15 protein-coding genes, 1 tRNA gene and 1 pseudogene are annotated in these 19,835 nt (G+C 58.6%); 9 read left to right on the forward strand and 8 right to left on the reverse strand.

Annotation, left to right across the window (positions count from 1 at the left end):
- Window positions 1–12: 12 nt before the first annotated feature.
- The 6 genes from HK44_RS13695 to HK44_RS13720 all read right to left on the reverse strand — a co-directional run bounded on the left by HK44_RS13695 (window position 13) and on the right by HK44_RS13720 (window position 6,746).
- Window positions 13–1,035 carry an ABC transporter permease gene (locus tag HK44_RS13695; RefSeq protein ID WP_019690944.1) on the reverse strand — a complete coding sequence of 341 codons (1,023 nt, stop codon included), beginning with the start codon at window positions 1,033–1,035 and terminating at the stop codon, window positions 13–15.
- Window positions 1,035–2,093 carry a microcin C ABC transporter permease YejB gene (locus tag HK44_RS13700; RefSeq protein WP_019690943.1) on the reverse strand — a complete coding sequence of 353 codons (1,059 nt, stop codon included), beginning with the start codon at window positions 2,091–2,093 and terminating at the stop codon, window positions 1,035–1,037. Before HK44_RS13700 ends, HK44_RS13695 begins: the two co-directional genes overlap by 1 nt.
- Window positions 2,093–3,961 carry an extracellular solute-binding protein gene (locus HK44_RS13705; RefSeq protein ID WP_019690942.1) on the reverse strand — a complete coding sequence of 623 codons (1,869 nt, stop codon included), beginning with the start codon at window positions 3,959–3,961 and terminating at the stop codon, window positions 2,093–2,095. The genes HK44_RS13700 and HK44_RS13705 overlap by 1 nt, the downstream gene beginning before the upstream one ends.
- Window positions 3,962–4,098: 137 nt before the next feature.
- A complete protein-coding gene (locus HK44_RS13710) occupies window positions 4,099–4,380 on the reverse strand; it encodes a peptidylprolyl isomerase (RefSeq protein ID WP_019690941.1) in 282 nt (93 codons plus the stop codon).
- Window positions 4,381–4,521: 141 nt separating this feature from the next.
- Window positions 4,522–5,403 carry an esterase/lipase family protein gene (locus HK44_RS13715; RefSeq protein WP_019690940.1) on the reverse strand — a complete coding sequence of 294 codons (882 nt, stop codon included), beginning with the start codon at window positions 5,401–5,403 and terminating at the stop codon, window positions 4,522–4,524.
- 263 nt (window positions 5,404–5,666) lie between these two features.
- Window positions 5,667–6,746 (reverse strand): 3-deoxy-7-phosphoheptulonate synthase, encoded by a 1,080-nt coding sequence (locus HK44_RS13720; protein WP_019690939.1) that lies wholly within the window; start codon window positions 6,744–6,746, stop codon window positions 5,667–5,669.
- Window positions 6,747–7,372: 626 nt separating this feature from the next.
- Between HK44_RS13720 and HK44_RS13725 the strand changes: the two genes are divergently transcribed.
- From HK44_RS13725 to HK44_RS13750, 6 genes and pseudogenes are all read left to right on the forward strand, one after another.
- Window positions 7,373–8,131 carry a carbon-nitrogen hydrolase family protein gene (locus tag HK44_RS13725; protein WP_019690938.1) on the forward strand — a complete coding sequence of 253 codons (759 nt, stop codon included), beginning with the start codon at window positions 7,373–7,375 and terminating at the stop codon, window positions 8,129–8,131.
- Window positions 8,132–8,140: 9 nt separating this feature from the next.
- Window positions 8,141–8,575 carry a GNAT family N-acetyltransferase gene (locus HK44_RS13730; protein WP_019690937.1) on the forward strand — a complete coding sequence of 145 codons (435 nt, stop codon included), beginning with the start codon at window positions 8,141–8,143 and terminating at the stop codon, window positions 8,573–8,575.
- 136 nt (window positions 8,576–8,711) lie between these two features.
- Entirely contained in the window at window positions 8,712–9,353 is a 642-nt protein-coding gene (gene gacA / locus HK44_RS13735) for a response regulator transcription factor GacA (RefSeq protein ID WP_019690936.1), read from the forward strand.
- A gap of 2 nt (window positions 9,354–9,355) precedes the next feature.
- Entirely contained in the window at window positions 9,356–11,179 is a 1,824-nt protein-coding gene (uvrC, locus tag HK44_RS13740) for an excinuclease ABC subunit UvrC (protein ID WP_019690935.1), read from the forward strand.
- 33 nt (window positions 11,180–11,212) lie between these two features.
- Window positions 11,213–11,755: pseudogene (gene pgsA / locus HK44_RS13745) on the forward strand (CDP-diacylglycerol--glycerol-3-phosphate 3-phosphatidyltransferase); the annotation flags it as partial.
- An 80-nt stretch (window positions 11,756–11,835) separates the two neighbouring features.
- Window positions 11,836–11,911 (forward strand) — tRNA-Gly (locus HK44_RS13750).
- 767 nt (window positions 11,912–12,678) lie between these two features.
- Here HK44_RS13750 and HK44_RS13755 read toward each other — a convergent pair.
- Window positions 12,679–14,148, reverse strand: coding sequence for an efflux transporter outer membrane subunit (locus HK44_RS13755; RefSeq protein WP_024264928.1), 1,470 nt, complete (start codon window positions 14,146–14,148; stop codon window positions 12,679–12,681).
- An 87-nt stretch (window positions 14,149–14,235) separates the two neighbouring features.
- On the opposite strand from HK44_RS13755, the gene HK44_RS13760 reads away from it, so the two are divergent.
- The 3 genes from HK44_RS13760 (at window position 14,236) to HK44_RS13770 (ending at window position 19,238) form a co-directional block, all read left to right on the forward strand.
- Window positions 14,236–14,856 (forward strand): TetR/AcrR family transcriptional regulator, encoded by a 621-nt coding sequence (locus tag HK44_RS13760; protein ID WP_019690933.1) that lies wholly within the window; start codon window positions 14,236–14,238, stop codon window positions 14,854–14,856.
- 177 nt (window positions 14,857–15,033) lie between these two features.
- Window positions 15,034–16,155: an efflux RND transporter periplasmic adaptor subunit gene (locus HK44_RS13765; RefSeq protein ID WP_019690932.1), complete on the forward strand. Its 1,122-nt coding sequence runs from the start codon at window positions 15,034–15,036 to the stop codon at window positions 16,153–16,155.
- The gene (locus HK44_RS13770; RefSeq protein ID WP_019690931.1) at window positions 16,152–19,238 is read left to right on the forward strand and encodes an efflux RND transporter permease subunit; all 3,087 of its coding nucleotides are present in this window, start codon (window positions 16,152–16,154) and stop codon (window positions 19,236–19,238) included. The genes HK44_RS13765 and HK44_RS13770 overlap by 4 nt, the downstream gene beginning before the upstream one ends.
- Window positions 19,239–19,396: 158 nt before the next feature.
- Here the strand turns inward: HK44_RS13770 and HK44_RS13775 are convergent, their stop codons facing one another.
- The gene (locus HK44_RS13775) at window positions 19,397–19,816 is read right to left on the reverse strand and encodes a winged helix-turn-helix transcriptional regulator (protein ID WP_019690930.1); all 420 of its coding nucleotides are present in this window, start codon (window positions 19,814–19,816) and stop codon (window positions 19,397–19,399) included.
- Between the last annotated feature and the right edge of the window lie 19 nt (window positions 19,817–19,835).

The raw sequence follows: 19,835 nt of genomic DNA on the forward strand, positions 1-19,835 counted from the left end.
CAACTGTCCGCTTCAAGATCGAGGATCAAACGCATCACGCAATGCTTCACCAATAAACACCAGTAAGGAAAGAATCAGCGCCAGGGTGAAAAACGCCGTCAGCCCGAGCCACGGCGCTTGCAGATTCTGCTTGCCCTGACCGATCAACTCGCCCAGCGAGGCGCTGCCGGCGGGCATGCCGAAGCCGAGGAAGTCGAGGGCGGTGAGGGTCGAGATCGCCCCGGTGAGAATGAACGGCAGGTAGCTCAAGGTCGCGTTCATCGCGTTTGGCAGGATGTGCCGCACGATCACTTTGCGGTCGGTCAGGCCTAGTGCGCGCGCCGCTTTGACGTATTCCAGATTGCGCCCGCGAAGGAACTCGGCGCGCACCACGTCCACCAGTGCCAGCCAGGAAAACAGCGCCATGATCCCCAGCAGCCACCAGAAGTTCGGTTCGACGAAACCCGACAGGATGATCAGCAGGTAAAGCACCGGCAACCCCGACCAGACTTCCTGCAAACGCTGACCGAGCAGGTCGACCCAGCCGCCGTAGTAGCCCTGCAAGGCGCCGGCGGCGATGCCGATCAGCGTGCTGATGAAGGTCAACGCCAGCGCAAACAATATCGACACCCGGGCTCCGAAAATCACCCTTGCCAACACATCGCGCGCCTGATCATCGGTGCCCAGCCAGTTGACCTTCGACGGCGGGCTCGGCGCCGGCTGATTGAGGTCGTAGTTCGGCGTGTCGTCGCTGAACGGAATCGGCGGGAAGAGTATCCAGCCGCCGTCCTTGTGGATCAGCTTTTGCACGTAATCACTGCGGTAATCGGCCTGGAATGGCAGTTGACCGCCGAACTCTTGCTCGGTGTAGCGTTTGAACGCCGGGAAGTACAACGAGCCCTGATAACCCAGTACCAGTGGCTTGTCGTTGGCGATCAGTTCGCCGCCGAGGGTCAGGATGAACAGCCCGATGAACAGCCACAGCGACCACCAGCCACGGCGGTTTTTCTTGAAACGTTCCAGGCGTCGGCGCGACAGGGGCGAGAGATTGAGCATCAGGCGTTCCTCGCGGCGAAGTCGATGCGCGGGTCGACCAGGGTGTAGCAAAGGTCACCGATGAGTTTTATCAAAAGACCGAACAGGGTGAAAATGAACAGCGAGCCGAACACCACCGGGTAGTCCCGGGACACCGCTGCCTCGTAACTCATCCGTCCCAATCCATCGAGGGAAAAGATCACCTCGATCAACAGCGATCCGGCGAAAAACACGCTGATGAATGCTTGAGGAATGCCAGAAACCACCAGCAGCATCGCATTGCGAAACACATGGCCGTACAGCACCCGACGCTCGCTCAGGCCTTTGGCGCGGGCGGTGACCACGTACTGGCGGGTGATCTCGTTGAGGAACGAGTTCTTGGTCAGGATGGTCAGGGTGGCGAAACCGCCGACCACCAGCGCCGTCACCGGCAGCACCAGGTGCCAGAAGTAGTCGGCCACTTTTCCCAGTGTCGACAACTGCTCGAAATTCTCCGAGACCAGCCCACGCACCGGAAACCAGTTCAACGACGTACCGCCGGCAAACACCACGATCAGAAACATCGCAAACAGGAACGCCGGCATTGCGTACCCGATGATGATTGCAGTGCTGCTCCAGATATCGAAATGGCTACCGTGATGCACGGCTTTGCGAATGCCCAGCGGGATCGATACCAGGTATGTGATCAGTGTCGCCCAAAGCCCGAGGGAGATGGTCACCGGCATCTTTTCAAGGATCAGGTCGGTGACCGTGGCACCGCGAAAGAAGCTTTTGCCGAAGTCCAGCCGGGCATAGCTGGTGATCATCAGCCACAGGCGTTCCGGTGCCGGTTTGTCGAAGCCATACTGTTTTTCGATGTCCTTGATCAGTTGCGGATCAAGGCCGCGACTGGCCCGCGAGCCGTGGCTGATGGCGTCACCGGAAGAGCCGATGCTTGCGCCGCCGATGCCTTGCAGGTGAGCGATGGCCTGCTCGACCGGGCCACCCGGTGCGGCCTGCACGATCACGAAGTTGACCAGCAGAATGATCACCAGCGTCGGAATGATCAGCAGCAAACGTCGAAATATATAAGCCAGCATCAATGCGGCCCTCCGGGTTTGCCACGGCTGATGCGTTCGACGGCCATCTGTTCGTTGGTCAGCGGCGTCGGGCTCATTTCCCACCAGCTCTCGATGGCTTCGTCATTGCTCGCTTGTATCGCCGGAGTGCCGAAGCGATTCCACCATACGGTCGAGGAGCCTGGCGGGTAATAGTTGGGAATCCAGTAGTAGTTCCATTGCAGTACCCGGTCCAGTGCGTGGGCATAACGCAGCATATCGGCCTGGGTGGTGGCTTTGACCAGGCCGGTAATCAGCGTGTCGACGGCCGGATTTTTCAGCACCATGTAATTGTTGGCGCCGGGGTCGGTGGCGGCGGCCGAGCCGAAGTAGTTGTACAGTTCGCTCCCAGGCGAGGTGGTCACCGGATAGCCGGTGACGATCATGTCGTAGTCACGACTCATCAAGCGGTTGACGTACTGCGACGAGTCGATCCGACGGATATCCAGATTGATCCCGATTTGCGCCAGGTTGCGCTTGTACGGCAGTAGCAGACGGTCCATGCCGTTCTGGCTGATCAGGAAAGTAAACGCCAGTGGCTCGCCCTCGGCGTTGACCAGTCGATCGCCATCGGGTTTCCAGCCGGCTTGTTCGAGCAGCGCCAGTGCCTGCAATTGCTTGTCGCGGATCAGGCCGCTGCCGTCGGTCTTCGGTGCTTCGAAGACCTGGGTAAAGACCTCGTCCGGAACCTGCCCGCGCAAGGGTTCGAGAATCGCCAGTTCGCCGGCATCGGGCAGTTGCCTGGCCGCCAACAGGCTATTGGAAAAGTAACTTTGCTGGCGAATGTACATATCGCGCATCATCTGCCGGTTACTCCACTCGAAATCCCAGAGCATCGCCAGGGCCTGACGTACGCGGCGGTCCTGGAACATCGGCTTTTGCAGATTGAACACAAAACCCTGGGAAGGTTGTGGTGCTTCTTTGGCCAGATGAGCTTTTTGCAGGCGGCCGTCGTTCAACGCCGGACCTTCGTAACCGATGGAATACGCGGTGGCCGAGAACTCGCGGTTGTAGTCATAGGCGCCGCCGCGCAAGACTTGACGAGCGACATCGGTGTCGCCGAAGTACTCGATGCTGAAATGGTCGAAGTTGTACAGGCCACGGCTGACAGGCAAGTCCTTGCCCCACCAGTCGGCGTTGCGCTCGAAGGTAATGCTGCGCCCCGAATCAACCTTGCCGACGCGGTACGGGCCGCTGCCCAGCGGTGCTTCATAACCGCCGCCTTTGGCGAAGTCGCGGGTCTTCCACCAGTGCTCGGGAAACACCGGCAAGGTCGCGATGTCCAGCGCCAGGGTGCGGTTCTCGTTGTTCTTGAAGTCAAAACGAATGGTGCGCGGCGACTCGACTTCGACGCCTTTGACGTCGGCGAATTGGGTGCGATAGCGCAGGCTGCCCTGGGTCATCAGCAGGTCGTAGGTGTAGCGCACGTCTTCGGCGGTGATGGGGGTGCCATCGGCGAAGCAAGCCTTGGGGTTCAGGTAGAAACGCAGCCACAGGCCATCGTCGGCGCGCTCCATTTTCTCGGCCACCAGCCCGTACACCGTGTAAGGCTCATCCAGTGAACGCTGGGCCAGCGGCGAGTAAATCATCCCGTCGACCTGAGTCACGCCAATGCCCTTGTCGATGTACGGCAGCACGTGGTCAAAGTGGCCGATTTCAATCGCCGAGCGGCGCATGCTGCCGCCCTTGGGGGCTTGCAGGTTGGTGTAGGCAAAGTGACTGAAACCGGCAGGGTACTTGGCCGGTTCGCCATACACGGTCAAGGCGTGTTGTGGCGCAGCATTCACGCCTGCGGTGCTCAGCAGCAAGGCCAGGGCCGTGAAAATCAATGAGGGGAAAGCCAGTCGCATTGTCAGCCTTAAGAGCCGGATGATCGATAAGCACAATTTGTACGCTAGCAGCGCGTGACTCGCCAGCCATAATCATTCGATCCAAACGCAACGGCCCACCAGAAGGTGGGCCGTTGTTTGAGCAAATCGCGGAATAATCAGTCCTGGCGGCTGGTCACTTCCAGCAGGTGGTAACCGAACTGGGTCTTGACCGGACCTTGTACGGTGTTGACCGGAGCGCTGAAGACCACGGTGTCGAATTCCTTGACCATCTGGCCTGGACCGAACGAACCGAGGTTGCCACCGTCGCGGCTCGACGGGCAAGTGGAGTTGGCTTTGGCGATGGCAGCGAAATCGGCACCGGCTTCGATTTGGGCTTTCAGTTCGTTGCACTTGGCTTCGGTGGCAACCAGGATGTGGCGGGCAGTGGCTTTGGCCATGAGAGAAATCTCCATTCAATGTTCAAGTAAGGTGCTGAGCCTACCGGATTCAGTGACCTATTTCTCGTCAAAGTTCCGTCAAACCATTGTCTGCTGTCGCGACGACTTGCCGTCGCCGCCGTCACCCAACGTCAACAAACCCTAGAGACCGACGCCTTTCAAGCGTTCGGCATGCAGCAAGTACAATTCGACGGGGTCGATGCCTTTGCGTATCAGACCTGCCGTTTGATTGATCGCATCCAGGTGGTCCATTGGGTAATCGGAGCGCAGGACGGTGCCCAGGTGCGAGCTGTAGCGGCCGACCATCCCGTCGTTTTGCTCGGTCTCGCGAGTGAAAAACCTGGAAAACCCTCGACAAAAAGCGTGCAGCGGATCGAGCGCATGCAGCCCTGCATCCAGCAGGTTGCCCTGCAATGTGCCACTCCAGGAGTAGTAACGAACGCCGTTGACCAGTTCTTCGCCGCTGCCACCCCAGGTCTTCGGCAGGCCTTGGGGGTATTTGGCGTTGAACTCAGCGACACCGTCGGTGGTTAAGGCGTTGAGGGCGGCGACGGCGTTCTGCGGGATATTCGGGTTGCCACTGATAAACGACAGGAATTCGACAAACAACGTCGAGACCGCCACTGCGACGTGTTCTGGCAGGTGGCCGGGGGTCAACGCTTTGCGCAAGCAGTCGGCGAGCTCGGAGCCATGGTTCGGTCCGCTGACCGAGGTCACCGAAGCGATGTTTTGGGGGGCCATCGCTGCGGCATAACGAGCGGTCAGTGCACCTTGGCTATGGCCGATTAGATTGACTTTGCTCGCGCCGGTGCCAGCCAGCACCAGGTCGATTTGTGCCAGCAGTTGCTCGCCACGGACCTCATTGCAGTGAGCGGCCGAGAGGTGGGGTATGAACACTTGAGCGCCAGTGTTCCTCAGTGCCTGTTTCACGCCGTGGAAGAGTTCCAGTTTGCCGATGCTTTCGAATCCGAAGAGACCGTGGACCAGCAGGATAGGGTGTTGCGTGATTGCATTCCGTTGCATGTGCGTACCTTTATTCCGTAAGTTCGAGTGGGGTTCACGTCCTCACTCTAATGCAGGGCGGCAGGCGAGCGGTGTGGGAAAAAACCGCTAGAAACTGTTGAAAGCGGAATAGAAATAGCGGGAAAGATCAGATTTTTTCGAGGCGTTGCTCGGAACATTTTGAGATCTTTTCGTCAGTGATTGTCTGGCACTACCGTTCCAGAGGTGCAACTGGAACGGCAGTGCCGGGCAATTTATCGCTGAGTACGTGTATGCGGGTTTGTTCAGATGCCCGCTTCAGGTCCGCGCAGTTTCAGGCTGGCGTTGCGCAACAATTGCTCGGTCGCCTCCCACCCCAGGCAGCCGTCAGTCACCGAAACGCCATAGCGCAGCGACGTGCTTAACGGTTGGCAGCCTTCGAACAGATGGCTTTCAAGCATCATGCCGATCAGCGAGCGATTGCCGCTCAGGCGTTGCTCAAGCACTTCGTTGAACACGGCCGGCTGGCGTAGCGGGTCTTTACCGCTGTTAGCGTGACTGCAATCGACCATGATCCGCGAGGCAATCTTCAGTTTCTGCAAGTCAGCCTGTATGTGCGCGACGCTTTGGACATCATAGTTTGGCCCGCGATGCCCGCCGCGCAGTACCAGATGCGTATCCGGGTTGCCTTGAGTCTGAATGATTGCCGGGTGCCCCTGGCTGTCGACACCGAAGTGGCGATGCGGATGCGCTGCCGAGCGCATGGCATCAGTGGCGACGCCGACACCGCCATCGGTGCCGTTCTTGAAACCGACCGGCATGCTCAGGCCGCTGGCCATCTCACGGTGAATCTGCGATTCGGTGGTGCGCGCGCCGATGGCGACCCAGCTCAACAGGTCATCGAAGTAGCTGGCGGCCATGGGTTGCAGCAGTTCAGTGGCGATCGGCAAACCGAGGCGAAGCATTTCGCGCATCAATTCACGGGAGAGGGTCAAGCCACCGACCATGTCGTCGCTGCCATCCAGGTGCGGGTCGTAGGCCAGGCCTTTCCAGCCCACCGTGGTACGAGGTTTTTCGATGTAGGCGCGCATCACCACCAGCATTTCATCGCTGACGTCGGCCGCAAGCCGGGCGAGCTTGCCAGCGTAGTCGAGGGCGGATTGCGGATCGTGTATCGAACAAGGGCCGACGACGACCAGCAGGCGGGAGTCTTTACCGTTGAGAATCGCGCGGACCGCTTCACGGTGGGCAGCGACCTGTTGGGTCAGCGTGTGGGTGAGTGGCAATTGGTGCTTGAGTTGCAGCGAGCTGGGCAAACGCCGGGTCAGCGTTTCATTGGCCGGGCTCAAGGTGGACAGCGGCAGAGCAGAGATGGACGAGTTCATATTCGGGCTTCCTGGGCTGGCGGCGGGTTCAGTCCCGCGCGCTCGGCCCTACTGGGGTGTTCGACAATTGGCCGGGTTGGCTTCGAGTGTGTGCATGCCACCTTTGGGTGACCGATCGGAGGCGGCAGGCTGTCCCGAGCGGAGGCTGGTAAATCGCCAGGCGGAAAAACTGTCGTAACGGTAATAAGTGGCGTAGTTCATGTCGTGATTCCTTGAAGTCCGTGATGTCGCTAAAAATGTTTGGGGCTGAAAAAACAAAACCCCCGGTCGGGAAGCCGACCGGGGGTTGAGAATTCTCTGGTAGGCGACCCCTTGAGTAGTGGGCGCCGTGTGGGTATCAGGCGCGCCAGTGGCTAAACCAATACCCAAAATAAAAGTTTACCGGTGCGCAGACGCCATTTACCCGTGCAGCCGCTACCGAGCGCGGGGCGCTGGCGATGCGAAGCTGTGAAGGGGTATGCGACATGGTCTATCTCCGATGAATGCGCCGAGCTTACTAGAGGCGGGTGTGCAGATTCAATCAGTAAATGCTATCGGCTCGCAGGTCAATTTCTATGACTTAAGCACGGCGTAGCTTTGTGCCACACTTCGTGATTGCTTGCGGACACTGATCAAGGACAACGCAGATGACGACACTGACCATCGCCGCCGCACAATCGATCTCGATTGCCGGGGATCTTCGCGCCAATATCGCCCGGCACCAGCACTTCATCCGGGTCGCTGCCGAGCACGGCGTGCAACTGTTGGTGTTTCCCGAGTTGTCTCTCACAGGGTATGAGCGTGGATTGGCGGCGCAATTGGCGATCGCGCCGGATGCAGCGGTTTTGCAGCCACTGCGAGAGCTGGCTCGAGAGCTGGGTATCACCACCGTCGTCGGAATGCCGATTCGTCTGTCGGCCGATTCGCCGGTACTGATTGGCGCGCTGGTACTGGCTGCCGATGGTTCGCTGGGGGTCTACAGCAAGCAGCATCTGCATTCGGGCGAGGAGGTGGCGTTTGCACCGGGTTCGGGCGGTTCGCTGCTGACACTGGGTGACGATACGATCGCGTTGGCGGTGTGCGCTGATTTTTCACACGCCAGTCATGCCGCCGCGGCCGCTGACAAGGGGGCAAACCTCTACGCCGCAGGCGTGCTGATTACCGAAGGTGGCTATGCTCCGGACACCGCATTGCTGCAGGGTTATGCCGGCGAGCACTCGATGGTGGTGCTGATGGCCAATCATGGCGGTGCGACGGGCGGCTGGGAGTCGGCAGGGCGCAGCGCAATCTGGGCGTCGGACGGCTCGCTGATAGCTGCGGCCCCGGGAACCGGGAATTTACTGGTTATCGCCCATCGAAATGCCGGCGAGTGGGGCGGGGAGGTCGTGCCGGTGGTGAGTGCTTAAGGAGGGCAAGTGAATCTTGAACTGCGGCCGGCCTCGGCGGAACATCTGTCATTTGCGCGAGCACTGACGTGCCAGACGATGCTGGGCTATTACATTCGGCATGACCTGCCGTGGATCGACGAGGCTTTCGATGTTGCCTGGGCGGGTCGGGAAAACCGGCTGATTTGCCAACATGCATCGGTACTGGGTTTTACCAGCCTGAGCCGCGATTCGAAGGCCCTGTACATTCGCGAGCTGCATGTGGTCGAGGCTTTTCGCGGTCAGGGCGTTGGCACCTGGGCCCTTGAGCAGGTGTTTTCGATAGCCTGCGCAGAGCGACGTCCGGCGTTGCGTTTGACGGTGTTCAAGGACAATCCCGCGCAAGCGCTTTATCAGCGCATGGGCTTGCGGATTGTCGGGCAGGACGACTGTTTCCTGAGGATGGAGCGTAAATGTCTGCGCTGAAGCGTCTGCAACGCGTGTAACTCAAGCCATTCAAGACGAATTGAAACTTTTTATATAGCGCTTGCTGCTAGGTCTGCCGGATGCTTTTTGCTAAGGTGTTCGCCAACCAATAAGACCATTATCGCGAGGTGTCTGCTTGATTAGGGTGCTAGTAGTCGATGACCATGATCTCGTTCGTACAGGTATTACACGAATGTTGGCTGACATCGATGGTCTGCAAGTAGTCGGCCAGGCTGAGTCGGGGGAGGAGTCCCTGCTTAAAGCGCGTGAGTTGAAACCGGATGTGGTGCTGATGGACGTCAAGATGCCCGGGATCGGCGGTCTTGAAGCCACGCGCAAATTGTTGCGCAGCCACCCGGACATCAAAGTCGTCGCTGTAACCGTGTGCGAGGAAGATCCGTTTCCTACCCGACTGTTGCAGGCAGGTGCCGCGGGCTATCTGACCAAGGGCGCAGGGCTTAATGAAATGGTCCAGGCGATTCGCCAGGTATTTGCCGGACAGCGTTATATCAGTCCGCAAATTGCCCAGCAGTTGGCGATAAAGTCGTTCCAGCCGAGCAATGATTCGCCTTTCGACGCACTGTCCGAGCGAGAGATCCAGATTGCCCTGATGATTGTCGGCTGCCAGAAGGTCCAGATCATTTCCGACAAACTATGCCTGTCGCCAAAAACCGTGAACACCTACCGTTACCGCATTTTCGAGAAGCTTTCGATCAGCAGCGATGTTGAGTTGACGCTGTTGGCGGTTCGTCACGGCATGGTCGATGCCAGTCTCTGACAATGACCGACCCGTTTGATCCAAGCGCCTTTCTTTCGACCGTCAGTGGGCGCCCCGGTGTGTATCGCATGTTCGACAGCGATGCGCGCCTACTGTACGTGGGCAAAGCCAAGAACCTGAAGAAACGTCTGGCGAGTTATTTCCGCAAGACCGGCCTGGCACCCAAAACGGCTGCATTGGTTGGCCGAATCGCTCAAATTGAAACCACCATCACCGCCAACGAAACCGAAGCGCTGCTGCTTGAGCAGACGCTGATCAAGGAATGGCGGCCGCCCTACAATATCCTCCTGCGAGACGACAAGTCCTATCCGTACGTGTTTCTTTCGGATGGCGATTTTCCACGCCTGAGCATCCATCGCGGTGCGAAAAAGCTGAAGGGCAAGTACTTCGGTCCTTACCCGAGTGCCGGGGCGATTCGTGAAAGCCTGAGCCTGCTGCAAAAGACTTTTTTTGTTCGTCAGTGCGAAGACAGCTACTACAAGAACCGCACGCGACCTTGCTTGCAGTACCAGATCAAACGGTGCAAGGCACCCTGCGTCGGCCTGGTTGAAGCGCAGGTGTACGCCGAGGATGTGCGTCACTCGGTGATGTTCCTCGAAGGTCGCAGCAATGCGCTGACAGACGAGTTGTCAGCAGGCATGGAGCAGGCGGCGAGCACCCTCGATTTCGAGCGGGCGGCCGAGCTACGGGATCAGATTTCCCTGCTGCGTCGGGTGCAGGATCAACAGAGCATGGAAGGCGGAACGGGGGATGTCGATGTCATCGCGGCGTTCATCAACCCGGGTGGTGCCTGTGTTCATTTGATCAGTGTGCGCGGCGGACGGGTGCTGGGCAGCAAGAACTTTTTCCCGCAGGTGGGTATTGAAGAGGATGTTGCCGAGGTGATGGCAGCGTTTCTTGGCCAGTACTTCATCAGCAGTCCCGAACGCGACTTGCCGAGCGAGTTGATCGTCAATGTGGTCCACGAAGACTTTCCGACCCTGATCGCGGCCATTGAAGAACTACGCGGTCGCGAGTTGACCATCAGCCATCGGGTACGCGGTACGCGAGCACGCTGGCAGCAACTGGCCGTGACCAATGCCGAGCAGGCGCTCGGGGCGCGTCTGGCTAACCGTCAGCACGTTGCAGCGCGGTTTGAAGCCTTGGCGCAAGTGCTTGACCTGGATGAGCCGCCGCAACGGCTGGAATGCTATGACATCAGTCACTCGAGCGGCGAAGCGACGGTGGCGTCTTGCGTGGTGTTTGGCCCGGAAGGGCCGCTGAAGTCCGACTACCGCCGCTACAATATTGAAGGTGTCACGCCGGGCGATGACTACGCGGCGATGCATCAGGCGCTGACCCGACGCTTCAGCAAGCTGAAGGACGGCGAGGGCAAGTTGCCGGACATCTTGCTGGTGGACGGTGGCAAGGGGCAGTTGTCCATGGCGCGTGATGTGCTTAACGAGTTGGCCGTGCCTGACCTGATTCTTCTGGGCGTGGCCAAGGGTGCAACGCGCAAGGCCGGGTTTGAAACGCTGTATCTCAATGACGCCGCCCATGAGTTCACCTTGCGCGGGGATTCTCCGGCGCTGCATTTGATCCAGCAGATCCGCGATGAAGCCCACCGTTTTGCCATTACCGGTCACCGCGCACGACGTGGCAAAACCCGCCGCACTTCAACGCTTGAAGGCGTTGCCGGGGTAGGGCCGACGCGGCGGCGTGACCTGTTGAAACATTTTGGTGGATTGCAGGAGCTGTCTCGTGCAAGCATCGAAGAGATCGCCAAAGCACCGGGGATCAGTAAAAAGCTCGCTGAGTTGATTTATGCAAACCTGCACAGCGAGTAGAATGCCCAACTCACCTCGTAGCCAGTTGTGCCGATGAATATCCCTAATCTGATCACCGTTCTACGCGTTCTACTTATCCCGATCTTCATTTTGCTGTTTTACCTGCCGTACCAATGGAGTTACCTGGCGTCCGCCTCGGTCTTCGCGTTCGCTGCGGCTACGGACTGGCTGGATGGCTATTTGGCCCGCCGCCTGGAACAAAGCACACCGTTCGGGGCATTTCTCGATCCGGTAGCCGACAAGCTGATGGTCGCAGTGGCGCTGGTGCTGCTGGTGCAAGAGCACGGTAACGTGTGGCTGACATTGCCGGCAGCGGTCATCATCGGTCGTGAAATCGTTGTTTCCGCTCTCCGGGAGTGGATGGCCGAACTGGGCGCGCGTGCGCATGTTGCCGTCTCGAACCTGGGCAAATGGAAAACCGCTGCGCAGATGCTGGCGCTGGTGATCCTGCTGGCCAATCCGTCGGACTTCAGCTTTTGGGTTCTGGTGGGTTATACCTTGCTGATGGTCTCCGCAGGCCTGACGTTGTGGTCGATGGTGCAGTATCTGCGTGCTGCCTGGCCGCATCTGAAAACCGATGTAGAAAAAAATAAAACTTTTTTGAATCAAGGGGTTGACGAGACTTCTAAATTCTATAAAATGCGCAACACCAAGACGCGGGAATAGCTCAGTTGGTAGAGCACGACCTTGCCAAGGTCGGGGTCGCGAGTTCGAGTCTCGTTTCCCGCTCCAAGCATTAAAAAATGGATCTCTGAAAAGAGGTCCATTTTTTTCGTCCAAAGAAAAGTCTTTCTTTGGCTTTTGCCGTGCCCGCCCCCCTGAAAACACTCAGATCCAGCCCCAATGAGCACATTTTCCAGTACATCAATCCGGTGCTCGACAGATCGGTTTTCTCGTGGCGTGTACGATGGCTCTCACCCCGCGTGTCCATCGGCAGTTGGAGCGTAATGCTAGGCGCCTGGCCTCGGAAAACGCCTAAGAACCGGTTGTTCAACATTGAAAGTGGCACGCAAAGTTGAACATCGTGTTTCTGGTCGTGGGACTCGATAGTCCGGTCGGACCCAGAATCTCCCGCTTCAATTGGCCGCCGAGTCGGCTGACAGCGAGGGCGCTCAGGTTGAGATGTAGAGGGGGGCGCCTTACCTTCGCTGTTCATGGCCCGTTAAGCTGTTGGGGCAGGTCGGTGATCAGTCGTTGGGCAGGTGCAGTTGCACTTCCATGGCGTCATGAGGGAGTCGGACGACCTCGATCACGTCGCATCTGACGAACTGGGTTGCACGGGTTCATCCGCCGCGCCAAACAGCGCGTGCTGGTGCCTGATCTGCATGTGCAAATGCCTAAAAGGGGTTCTAGCCCCTGGGACGTCGGGCTAGTTGATCCGCGTGTGGAATGCGCCCTCACAAGAGTTGTGTCATGCGCTGACCCCTACGATGACCTCGCTTATCGACTGGGCCGAACTGCGTCGCGTGCACGATGCAAAGCGGGTCGGAACCAAGGCCTTATAGTGCCTTTGAGGCAACATGCGCCCCTGCGTCGTCTCGCTGCCAACCGCCGCCCAATGCTTTGAACGTGGCCACTGCAGCGCGAGCCGATTCAGTTTGTGCCTGGGCTCTGCCATCAGATGCCGCTAGGAGATGTTCATCAGCATCCAGCACTTCGATCAAGCTGACCACGCCTTTTTCATAGGCGGAAAACGACGCCGCTCTGGCTTTCGCATACGCCGACTCGCCTTGGGCGAGCTGGGTCGATTGTTGCTCGCGGTTGATCCGTGCCGAAACAGCGTTTTCCACATCTTCGCAGGCCCGCAGAACGGACTGGCGGTAAGCGGCCAAGGCTTCGGCTTCCTGGCCCTTTGCCAAATCAATCTGGGCATTGATGCGGCCAAAATCGAACAGCCTCCAGCGTAATCCCAGTGCCGCCGAAGCCTGACTGGCGCCGTTGCTGAACAGGTTTGCGCTGGATACCGAGGTAGCACTGCCGAGCAGCGCTCCCACAGACAGTTTGGGGTAGTACTCGGAAATGGCTTCGCCGATGCGCGCGCTGGATGCCGCAAGCCGGCGCTCCGCGACGATCAAGTCTGGACGCCGACGCAGCAGGTCGGCCGGAGCGCCCATGTCCGAGAGGCCTGGCACATCAGGGATGGGCGCCGGCTTAGTCAACTGCGCGCTGTAAGTGCCGGGCGCCTTGCCCAACATGACATCCAGCGCATTCATTGACGCGTCAAGGCCGGCTTGCAGTACCGGAACGTTAGCCTGCGCTTGATTCAGCGCGCCTTGGGTCTGGTTCAACTGCAGTTCAGCTGCCAGTCCTTTTGCATAGAGGTGTTCGATGGTGGTGAGCAGTTGTTGTCGCGTGTCTACTTGATGCCGGGCAATTTCCAGACGTGCTTGAAGGCCACGGATGCTGATGTAAAGATCGGCTGTCTGCGCGACCACTGCCAGGCGTGTGGCAATCGCCCCGGCTTGTGAGGCCTGATAATCGGCGGAGGCCGCCTCTTTGCTGCGGCGTAGCCCGCCAAACACATCCAGCTCCCAGCCGGCATTCAAGTTCGCCTCATAGGCACTGCCGTAGCGATTATAGGAAGGGTCTGAATTCAGCACTTGGCCCAACGGCGTCTCCAATGACTGACGGGCTCGGGCCGCCTGACCATTGACGGTAGCCGACGGCAGGAGGGCTGCGTTAGCTGCGCCCAAACCGGCGCGAGCCTGCTCGATCCTTGCGCTTGCCTGGGCTAAATCGAGGTTCTGTTCAAGTGCTCGATTTATCAGCTGACTGAGTATCGGGTCATTAAATGCGTTCCACCAAGCGGCGAGATCGGCATTTGCGGCGCCCACTTGTCGTGCCTTGGACGTTTGCGCCGAGAAATGCTCGGGCAATTCCACACTGGGTTCTGAGTAGTCGGGGCCCACTGCGCAACCTGCAACCATACCCAAACACAGTAAGACGGCGAAACGAGGAGGAGGGTGCATGCGGTACCTGCGAAAGGGTCGGTTTGTGACGATATTACAATTTGGTCACAAGTTGTCAACCACCTTTGGGATGAGTAAGCTGCTCGCATGAATCAGCCATCAGTTTCTTCGCCCAGCGCCCGTGGCCCAGCCGATCACGACATTCGAGACCAGATTGTTGCGGCGGCCAACGAACATTTCAGTCAGTACGGTTATGGCAAAACAACGGTTTCTGACCTAGCCAAGGCCATCGGCTTTTCCAAGGCTTACATCTACAAGTTCTTTGATTCCAAGCAGGCAATTGGTGAAGCCATCTGTACCAACTGCCTGTCGGAAATCGTTGCGGCTGTGGAGCAGGCCATCAATGTAGAGGGCATCTCGCCGACTGAACGTTTTCGGCGCCTGGTCAAAACCTTAATCGCTACAGGTGTGAGCCTGTTCTTTAACGACCGTAAACTCTACGACATCGCAGCGTTCGCCGCGTCGGAGCGCTGGCCCAGCTCACAAGTCTATGACGCTCAGATCAAGAGCTTCGTGTTGCAAATCGTGCGTGCGGGGCGAGAGCTCGGCGAGTTTGAACGCAAGACACCGCTGGACGAGACGGTAGAGGCGATTCATCTCGCTCTGCGGCCCTTCATCAATCCTCTGCTATTGCAGTACAACCTCGATTTTGTTGAAGAAGCCCCTTCTCTCATCTCCAATCTTGTTCTGCGCAGCCTGATGCCTTAAACCTCTGCTGACGGATGCGCTGCGCATCCGTATCAGCGTGTGCGCCTGAAAAAACCAGATATCAAGCCTCTCTGCTTTGCTCTGATCAAGTGGGCGATGTTCATTCGTCTAGCTAGTGACTATTGACAGAAATAGTCACTTGAATAAGCATGGTGTATCCGCTACCGAGAGGTCTTTATGATCCACCGCCACCGCATGTCACTCATTTTCATTGTCTTGTTGCCGTTTGCCCTAGCGGCCTGCAACGAGGCCACGCCTGCCGATCCTCGCCTTCAAGTGCCCTTGGTGCGCATCGGCGTGGTTCAACCCTCCGCGCCTGCGGAACGGGTATTCACTGGTATCGTCGCGGCTCGAGTTCAGAGCGATCTCGGTTTTCGGGTGCCAGGGAAAGTCTTGGAGCGCTTGGTGGACTCCGGGCAGAGTGTCAAACGTGGGCAGCCACTCATGCGCATCGATGCCAACGACCTGACGCTGACCGCGCGGGCGCAGCAGGAAGCGGTGCTGGCCGCCATGGCGCGAGCCCGGCAGACCTCTGATGACGAGCTTCGCTATCGTGATTTGGTGTCCGTCGGTGCGGTATCGGCCTCAGCTTACGCAGGGATCAAAGCGGCGGCCGACTCGGCGAAAGCTCAGCTAAACGCTGCCCAGGCTCAGGCTGATGTGGCGAAAAACGCGACCGGTTATTCGACGTTGCTGGCGGATGCTGACGGGGTGGTAGTGGATACCTTGGCGGAGCCGGGGCAGGTGGTTGGCGCAGGGCAGGTGGTGGTACGCGTTGCCCGTTCAGGGCAGCGTGAGGCCGTGATCCAGTTACCCGAGACGCTACGTCCTGCGCTGGGCTCGGTGGCGACGGTTGAGCTCTACGGGCAGAACCAGCGTGCAGGCAGCGCCCGTTTACGTCAGCTGTCCGACTCTGCGGACCGACAGACCCGAACGTTTGAAGCGCGTTATGTGCTGGAGGGGGCGCTCTCCAACGCCACCCTGGGTTCGACGATCTCAGTGATTATCGCTGACACGGATGTTGCTGATGCCAAGGAACTACAGGTGCCCATGGGGGCCCTCTACGACGCGGGTAAAGGCCCGGGTGTCTGGGTGGTTGGGGGAGAACCGGAGCATGTGGTATGGCGCCCGGTCAATGTTCGCAGCTTGAATAACGAGGCCAGCGTGCGCGTGACGGGTGATCTCCAGGTGGGTGATCGTGTCGTCGCATTGGGTGCGCACCTATTGAATGAGGGAGAGAAAGTCAGGACTGAACTTGCCGGTGCCACGCAAAAAACGGTGGTTGAGGTGAGTCGATGAGCGGCTTCAATCTTTCGGCGCTGGCCGTACGCGAGCGCTCAATCACCCTGTTTTTGATCCTGCTGATTTCTGTGGGTGGGTTGTACGCCTTCTTCAAACTGGGGCGTGCGGAAGACCCCGCATTCACCATTAAACAAATGACGGTGGTCACTACCTGGCCTGGGGCGACGGCCCAGGAGATGCAAGACCAGGTGGTAGAAAAGCTGGAAAAACGCATGCAGGAACTGCGTTGGTACGATAGGACCGAAACCTTTACCCGGCCCGGCTTGGCATTCACCACGGTTTATCTGCTCGATAGCACGCCACCCTCAGCCGTCCAGGAGGAGTTTTACCAGGCGCGCAAGAAAGTCCTGGATGAGCAGAAGGGGTTGCCGCCTGGGGTGATCGGCCCGATGGTCAATGATGAGTATTCCGATGTCACCTTCGCGCTCTATGCGCTCAAGGCCAAGGGCGAGCCGCAGCGTTTGGTGGTGCGCGAAGCCGAGAGCTTGCGCCAGCGTTTGCTGCATGTAGCGGGTGTGAAGAAGGTCAACATCATCGGTGAACAGGCCGAGCGCATTTTTGTCGAGCTGTCCTACGAGCGTCTGGCAACACTGGGCATTTCTGCACGAGACATCTTCAGTGCGTTGAACACGCAGAACATGATAACGCCGGCCGGTTCGGTAGAAGCGAAGGGGCCCCAGGTTTTCATCCGCCTGGATGGCGCGTTTGATGACCTGCAGAAGATTCGCAATACCCCGCTGACAGTGCAGGGCAGAACCCTCAAGTTGTCCGATGTGGCTGAGGTCAAGCGCGGTTATGAGGACCCCGCGACATTCCTGGTACGCAACAACGGCGAGCCCGCATTGTTGCTCGGCGTGGTCATGCGCGATGGCTGGAACGGCCTGGATTTGGGGAAGTCGCTGGACGCTGAGGCAACAGCGATCAATGAGCAGATGCCTTTGGGCATGAGCCTGACCAAGGTCACGGATCAGGCGGTGAATATTGGCGCCTCCGTCAACGAGTTCATGGTGAAGTTTTTTGCTGCCTTGGGCGTGGTGCTGCTGGTGTGTTTTCTCAGCATGGGCTGGCGTGTCGGCGTTGTGGTTGCCGCGGCGGTGCCGCTGACCCTGGCGGCCGTGTTCATTGTCATGGCGGCCACGGGCAAAGACTTCGATCGAATTACCCTGGGCTCGTTGATTCTGGCGCTGGGACTGCTGGTGGACGATGCAATCATTGCCATTGAAATGATGGTGGTGAAGATGGAGGAGGGCTACGACCGAATCAAGGCCTCCGCTTATGCCTGGAGCCACACGGCCGCGCCGATGTTGTCGGGGACGTTGGTGACGGCGATCGGCTTTATGCCCAACGGATTTGCCAAGTCGACCGCTGGTGAGTACACCGCGAACATGTTCTGGATCGTTGGCATTGCGCTGATTACTTCCTGGGTAGTGGCCGTGGTGTTTACCCCTTACCTGGGCGTCAAACTGCTGCCGCAGATCAAGGTGCCTGAAGGCGGGCATACGGCGATTTACGGTGCACCGAACTACCAGCGTTTCAGGCGCCTGCTGGGCAGTGTGATCCGCCGCAAAGGCCTGGTAGCGACATCCGTCGTGGGCTTGTTTGTTGTTGCGATTCTGGGCATGGGCGTGGTCAAGAAGCAGTTCTTTCCAACGTCCGACCGACCTGAGGTGCTGGTTGAGGTGCAGATGCCTTACGGCACCTCTATCGAACAGACTGATGTGGCGGCGGCCAAGGTCGAGGCGTGGTTGGCTCAGCAGCCGGAAGCCAAGATCCTCACCGCTTACATTGGCCAGGGCGCGCCGCGCTTCTATTTGGCGATGGCCCCTGAGCTACCCGATCCATCCTTCGCAAAAATCGTCGTCCTGACCGCGAGTCAGCAAGAGCGCGAGGCGCTCAAGCTCCGCCTCAGGCAAGCCGCAGCCGATGGTTTGGCGCCTGAAGCCCGGGTGCGGGTGACGCAGTTGGTATTTGGTCCTTACTCACCGTATCCGGTGGCCTTTCGGGTGATGGGCGCCGACCCCGCAGTGTTGCGGGATATCGCCGCGCAGGTGCGTGAGGTCATGACCGCCAGCCCCATGATGAGGACCGTCAACACCGACTTGGGCGAGCGCGCGCCGGCACTTCATCTCACGCTGGATCAGGATCGTCTGCAAGCATTCGGCTTGACCTCGACCGATGTCGCGCAACAGCTGCAATTTCTGCTCACGGGGGTGCCTGTCACCGAGGTGCGTGAGGACATTCGTTCGGTTCAGGTGGTCGCTCGCTCCGCTGGGGAGACGCGTCTGGATCCATCGAAAATTGCCGCCTTCACGCTGACCGGCGCCCAAGGCCAGCGCGTGTCGCTGTCCCAGGTAGGGGCGGTGGATGTGCGCATGGAGGAGCCCATTCTGCGGCGTCGTGATCGGACGCCGACCATTACCGTGCGCGGTGACGTGGCTGAAGGTCTTCAGCCTCCCGATGTCTCCAACGCCTTGATAACGCAGTTGCAGCCCATCATCGAAAAACTGCCGGCGGGCTACCGCATTGAGTTTGCCGGCTCGATCGAGGAGTCGGGTAAAGCGAACAAGGCATTGCTGCCGTTGTTCCCGATCATGATTGCGCTGATGTTGCTGACCATCATCATTCAGGTGCGCTCGATGTCGGCAATGATGATGGTGTTCGCCACCGCGCCTTTGGGCCTGATTGGTGTGGTGCCAATTCTGCTGCTGTTCCAGCAGCCGTTCGGGATCAACGCCTTGGTGGGACTGATTGCATTGTCAGGGATTCTGATGCGCAACACGCTGATCCTCATCGGCCAGATTCACTCCAATGAGCAAGCCGGCCTGTCGCCTTACAACGCCGTGGTCGAAGCCACTGTGCAGCGCGCGAGGCCCGTGATTCTCACGGCGTTGGCGGCGATGTTGGCGTTCATTCCGCTGACCCATTCGGTGTTCTGGGGAACGTTGGCCTACACACTGATTGGCGGTACGTTTGCCGGCACCGTGCTGACCTTGGTGTTCCTGCCAGCGATGTACGCCCTCTGGTTCAAGATCAAGTCTGAAGCCTCACAGGAATTCTCGACGCATGTACGTCCTGTCTGATTGAGCGGGCAAACGTTCGCTTGGGCGAGCGTTACGCCCTCTCAAGGCTGGCCGAAGACAATACGAAATCATGGCCCTGATAAACGGGGCCATGACGAAGAGAGCATCCCGGCACATCACCTCGGCTGCAATGAATCGCTCAGGTTTAAACCACCCCATCACCTTTGCGGGGCTTTTCGGCCTCGTGGATTTGGTTTCACGGGGACGCTTTCCCCGTACTCGCTCCACCAGGTGGCGAGTGCCTCCATCGTCGGTCCGAGTGCACGCGCCTTGGCTGTCATCTCATATTCGACGCGCGGTGGTACTTCCGCGAAGACTGTTCGCGAGATCAGGCCATCGTTTTCAAGCTCTCGGAGTTGCGCCGTCAGCATGTGTTGCGTGATGCCGCTAATCGCCTTGCGCAGTTCTCCGAAACGATAGATTCGCTGGTTCAACAACCACATGATTTCCAGTTTCCACTTGCCTGAGAGCAGCGCAAATGCGCGGCGCATTTCCTCGTGCATGTTGATCTGAGCGTCATAATTAGTCTGGTTTTCCATACTAAGCACCACTTTTTCATCCTGCTTGTGGGTTTTCATGTTAGGCGACATCTTTGAC

This window comes from Pseudomonas fluorescens HK44 (assembly GCF_000217955.3).
Taxonomy (GTDB): domain Bacteria; phylum Pseudomonadota; class Gammaproteobacteria; order Pseudomonadales; family Pseudomonadaceae; genus Aquipseudomonas; species Aquipseudomonas fluorescens_AQ.

Excerpts from the sequence above, each read along its gene's own strand:
- HK44_RS13775 (WP_019690930.1), bottom strand. The coding sequence starts at position 19,816 with ATGAAAACCCACAAGCAGGATGAAAAAGTGGTGCTTAGTATGGAAAAC.
- HK44_RS13700 (WP_019690943.1), bottom strand. The coding sequence starts at position 2,093 with ATGCTGGCTTATATATTTCGACGTTTGCTGCTGATCATTCCGACGCTG.
- HK44_RS13705 (WP_019690942.1), bottom strand. The coding sequence starts at position 3,961 with ATGCGACTGGCTTTCCCCTCATTGATTTTCACGGCCCTGGCCTTGCTG.
- HK44_RS13720 (WP_019690939.1), bottom strand. The coding sequence starts at position 6,746 with ATGAACTCGTCCATCTCTGCTCTGCCGCTGTCCACCTTGAGCCCGGCC.
- HK44_RS13710 (WP_019690941.1), bottom strand. The coding sequence starts at position 4,380 with ATGGCCAAAGCCACTGCCCGCCACATCCTGGTTGCCACCGAAGCCAAG.
- HK44_RS13715 (WP_019690940.1), bottom strand. The coding sequence starts at position 5,403 with ATGCAACGGAATGCAATCACGCAACACCCTATCCTGCTGGTCCACGGT.
- HK44_RS13760 (WP_019690933.1), top strand. The coding sequence starts at position 14,236 with ATGAATCAGCCATCAGTTTCTTCGCCCAGCGCCCGTGGCCCAGCCGAT.
- HK44_RS13755 (WP_024264928.1), bottom strand. The coding sequence starts at position 14,148 with ATGCACCCTCCTCCTCGTTTCGCCGTCTTACTGTGTTTGGGTATGGTT.
- HK44_RS13765 (WP_019690932.1), top strand. The coding sequence starts at position 15,034 with ATGATCCACCGCCACCGCATGTCACTCATTTTCATTGTCTTGTTGCCG.
- HK44_RS13695 (WP_019690944.1), bottom strand. The coding sequence starts at position 1,035 with ATGCTCAATCTCTCGCCCCTGTCGCGCCGACGCCTGGAACGTTTCAAG.
- HK44_RS13770 (WP_019690931.1), top strand. The coding sequence starts at position 16,152 with ATGAGCGGCTTCAATCTTTCGGCGCTGGCCGTACGCGAGCGCTCAATC.
- uvrC (WP_019690935.1), top strand. The coding sequence starts at position 9,356 with ATGACCGACCCGTTTGATCCAAGCGCCTTTCTTTCGACCGTCAGTGGG.
- HK44_RS13725 (WP_019690938.1), top strand. The coding sequence starts at position 7,373 with ATGACGACACTGACCATCGCCGCCGCACAATCGATCTCGATTGCCGGG.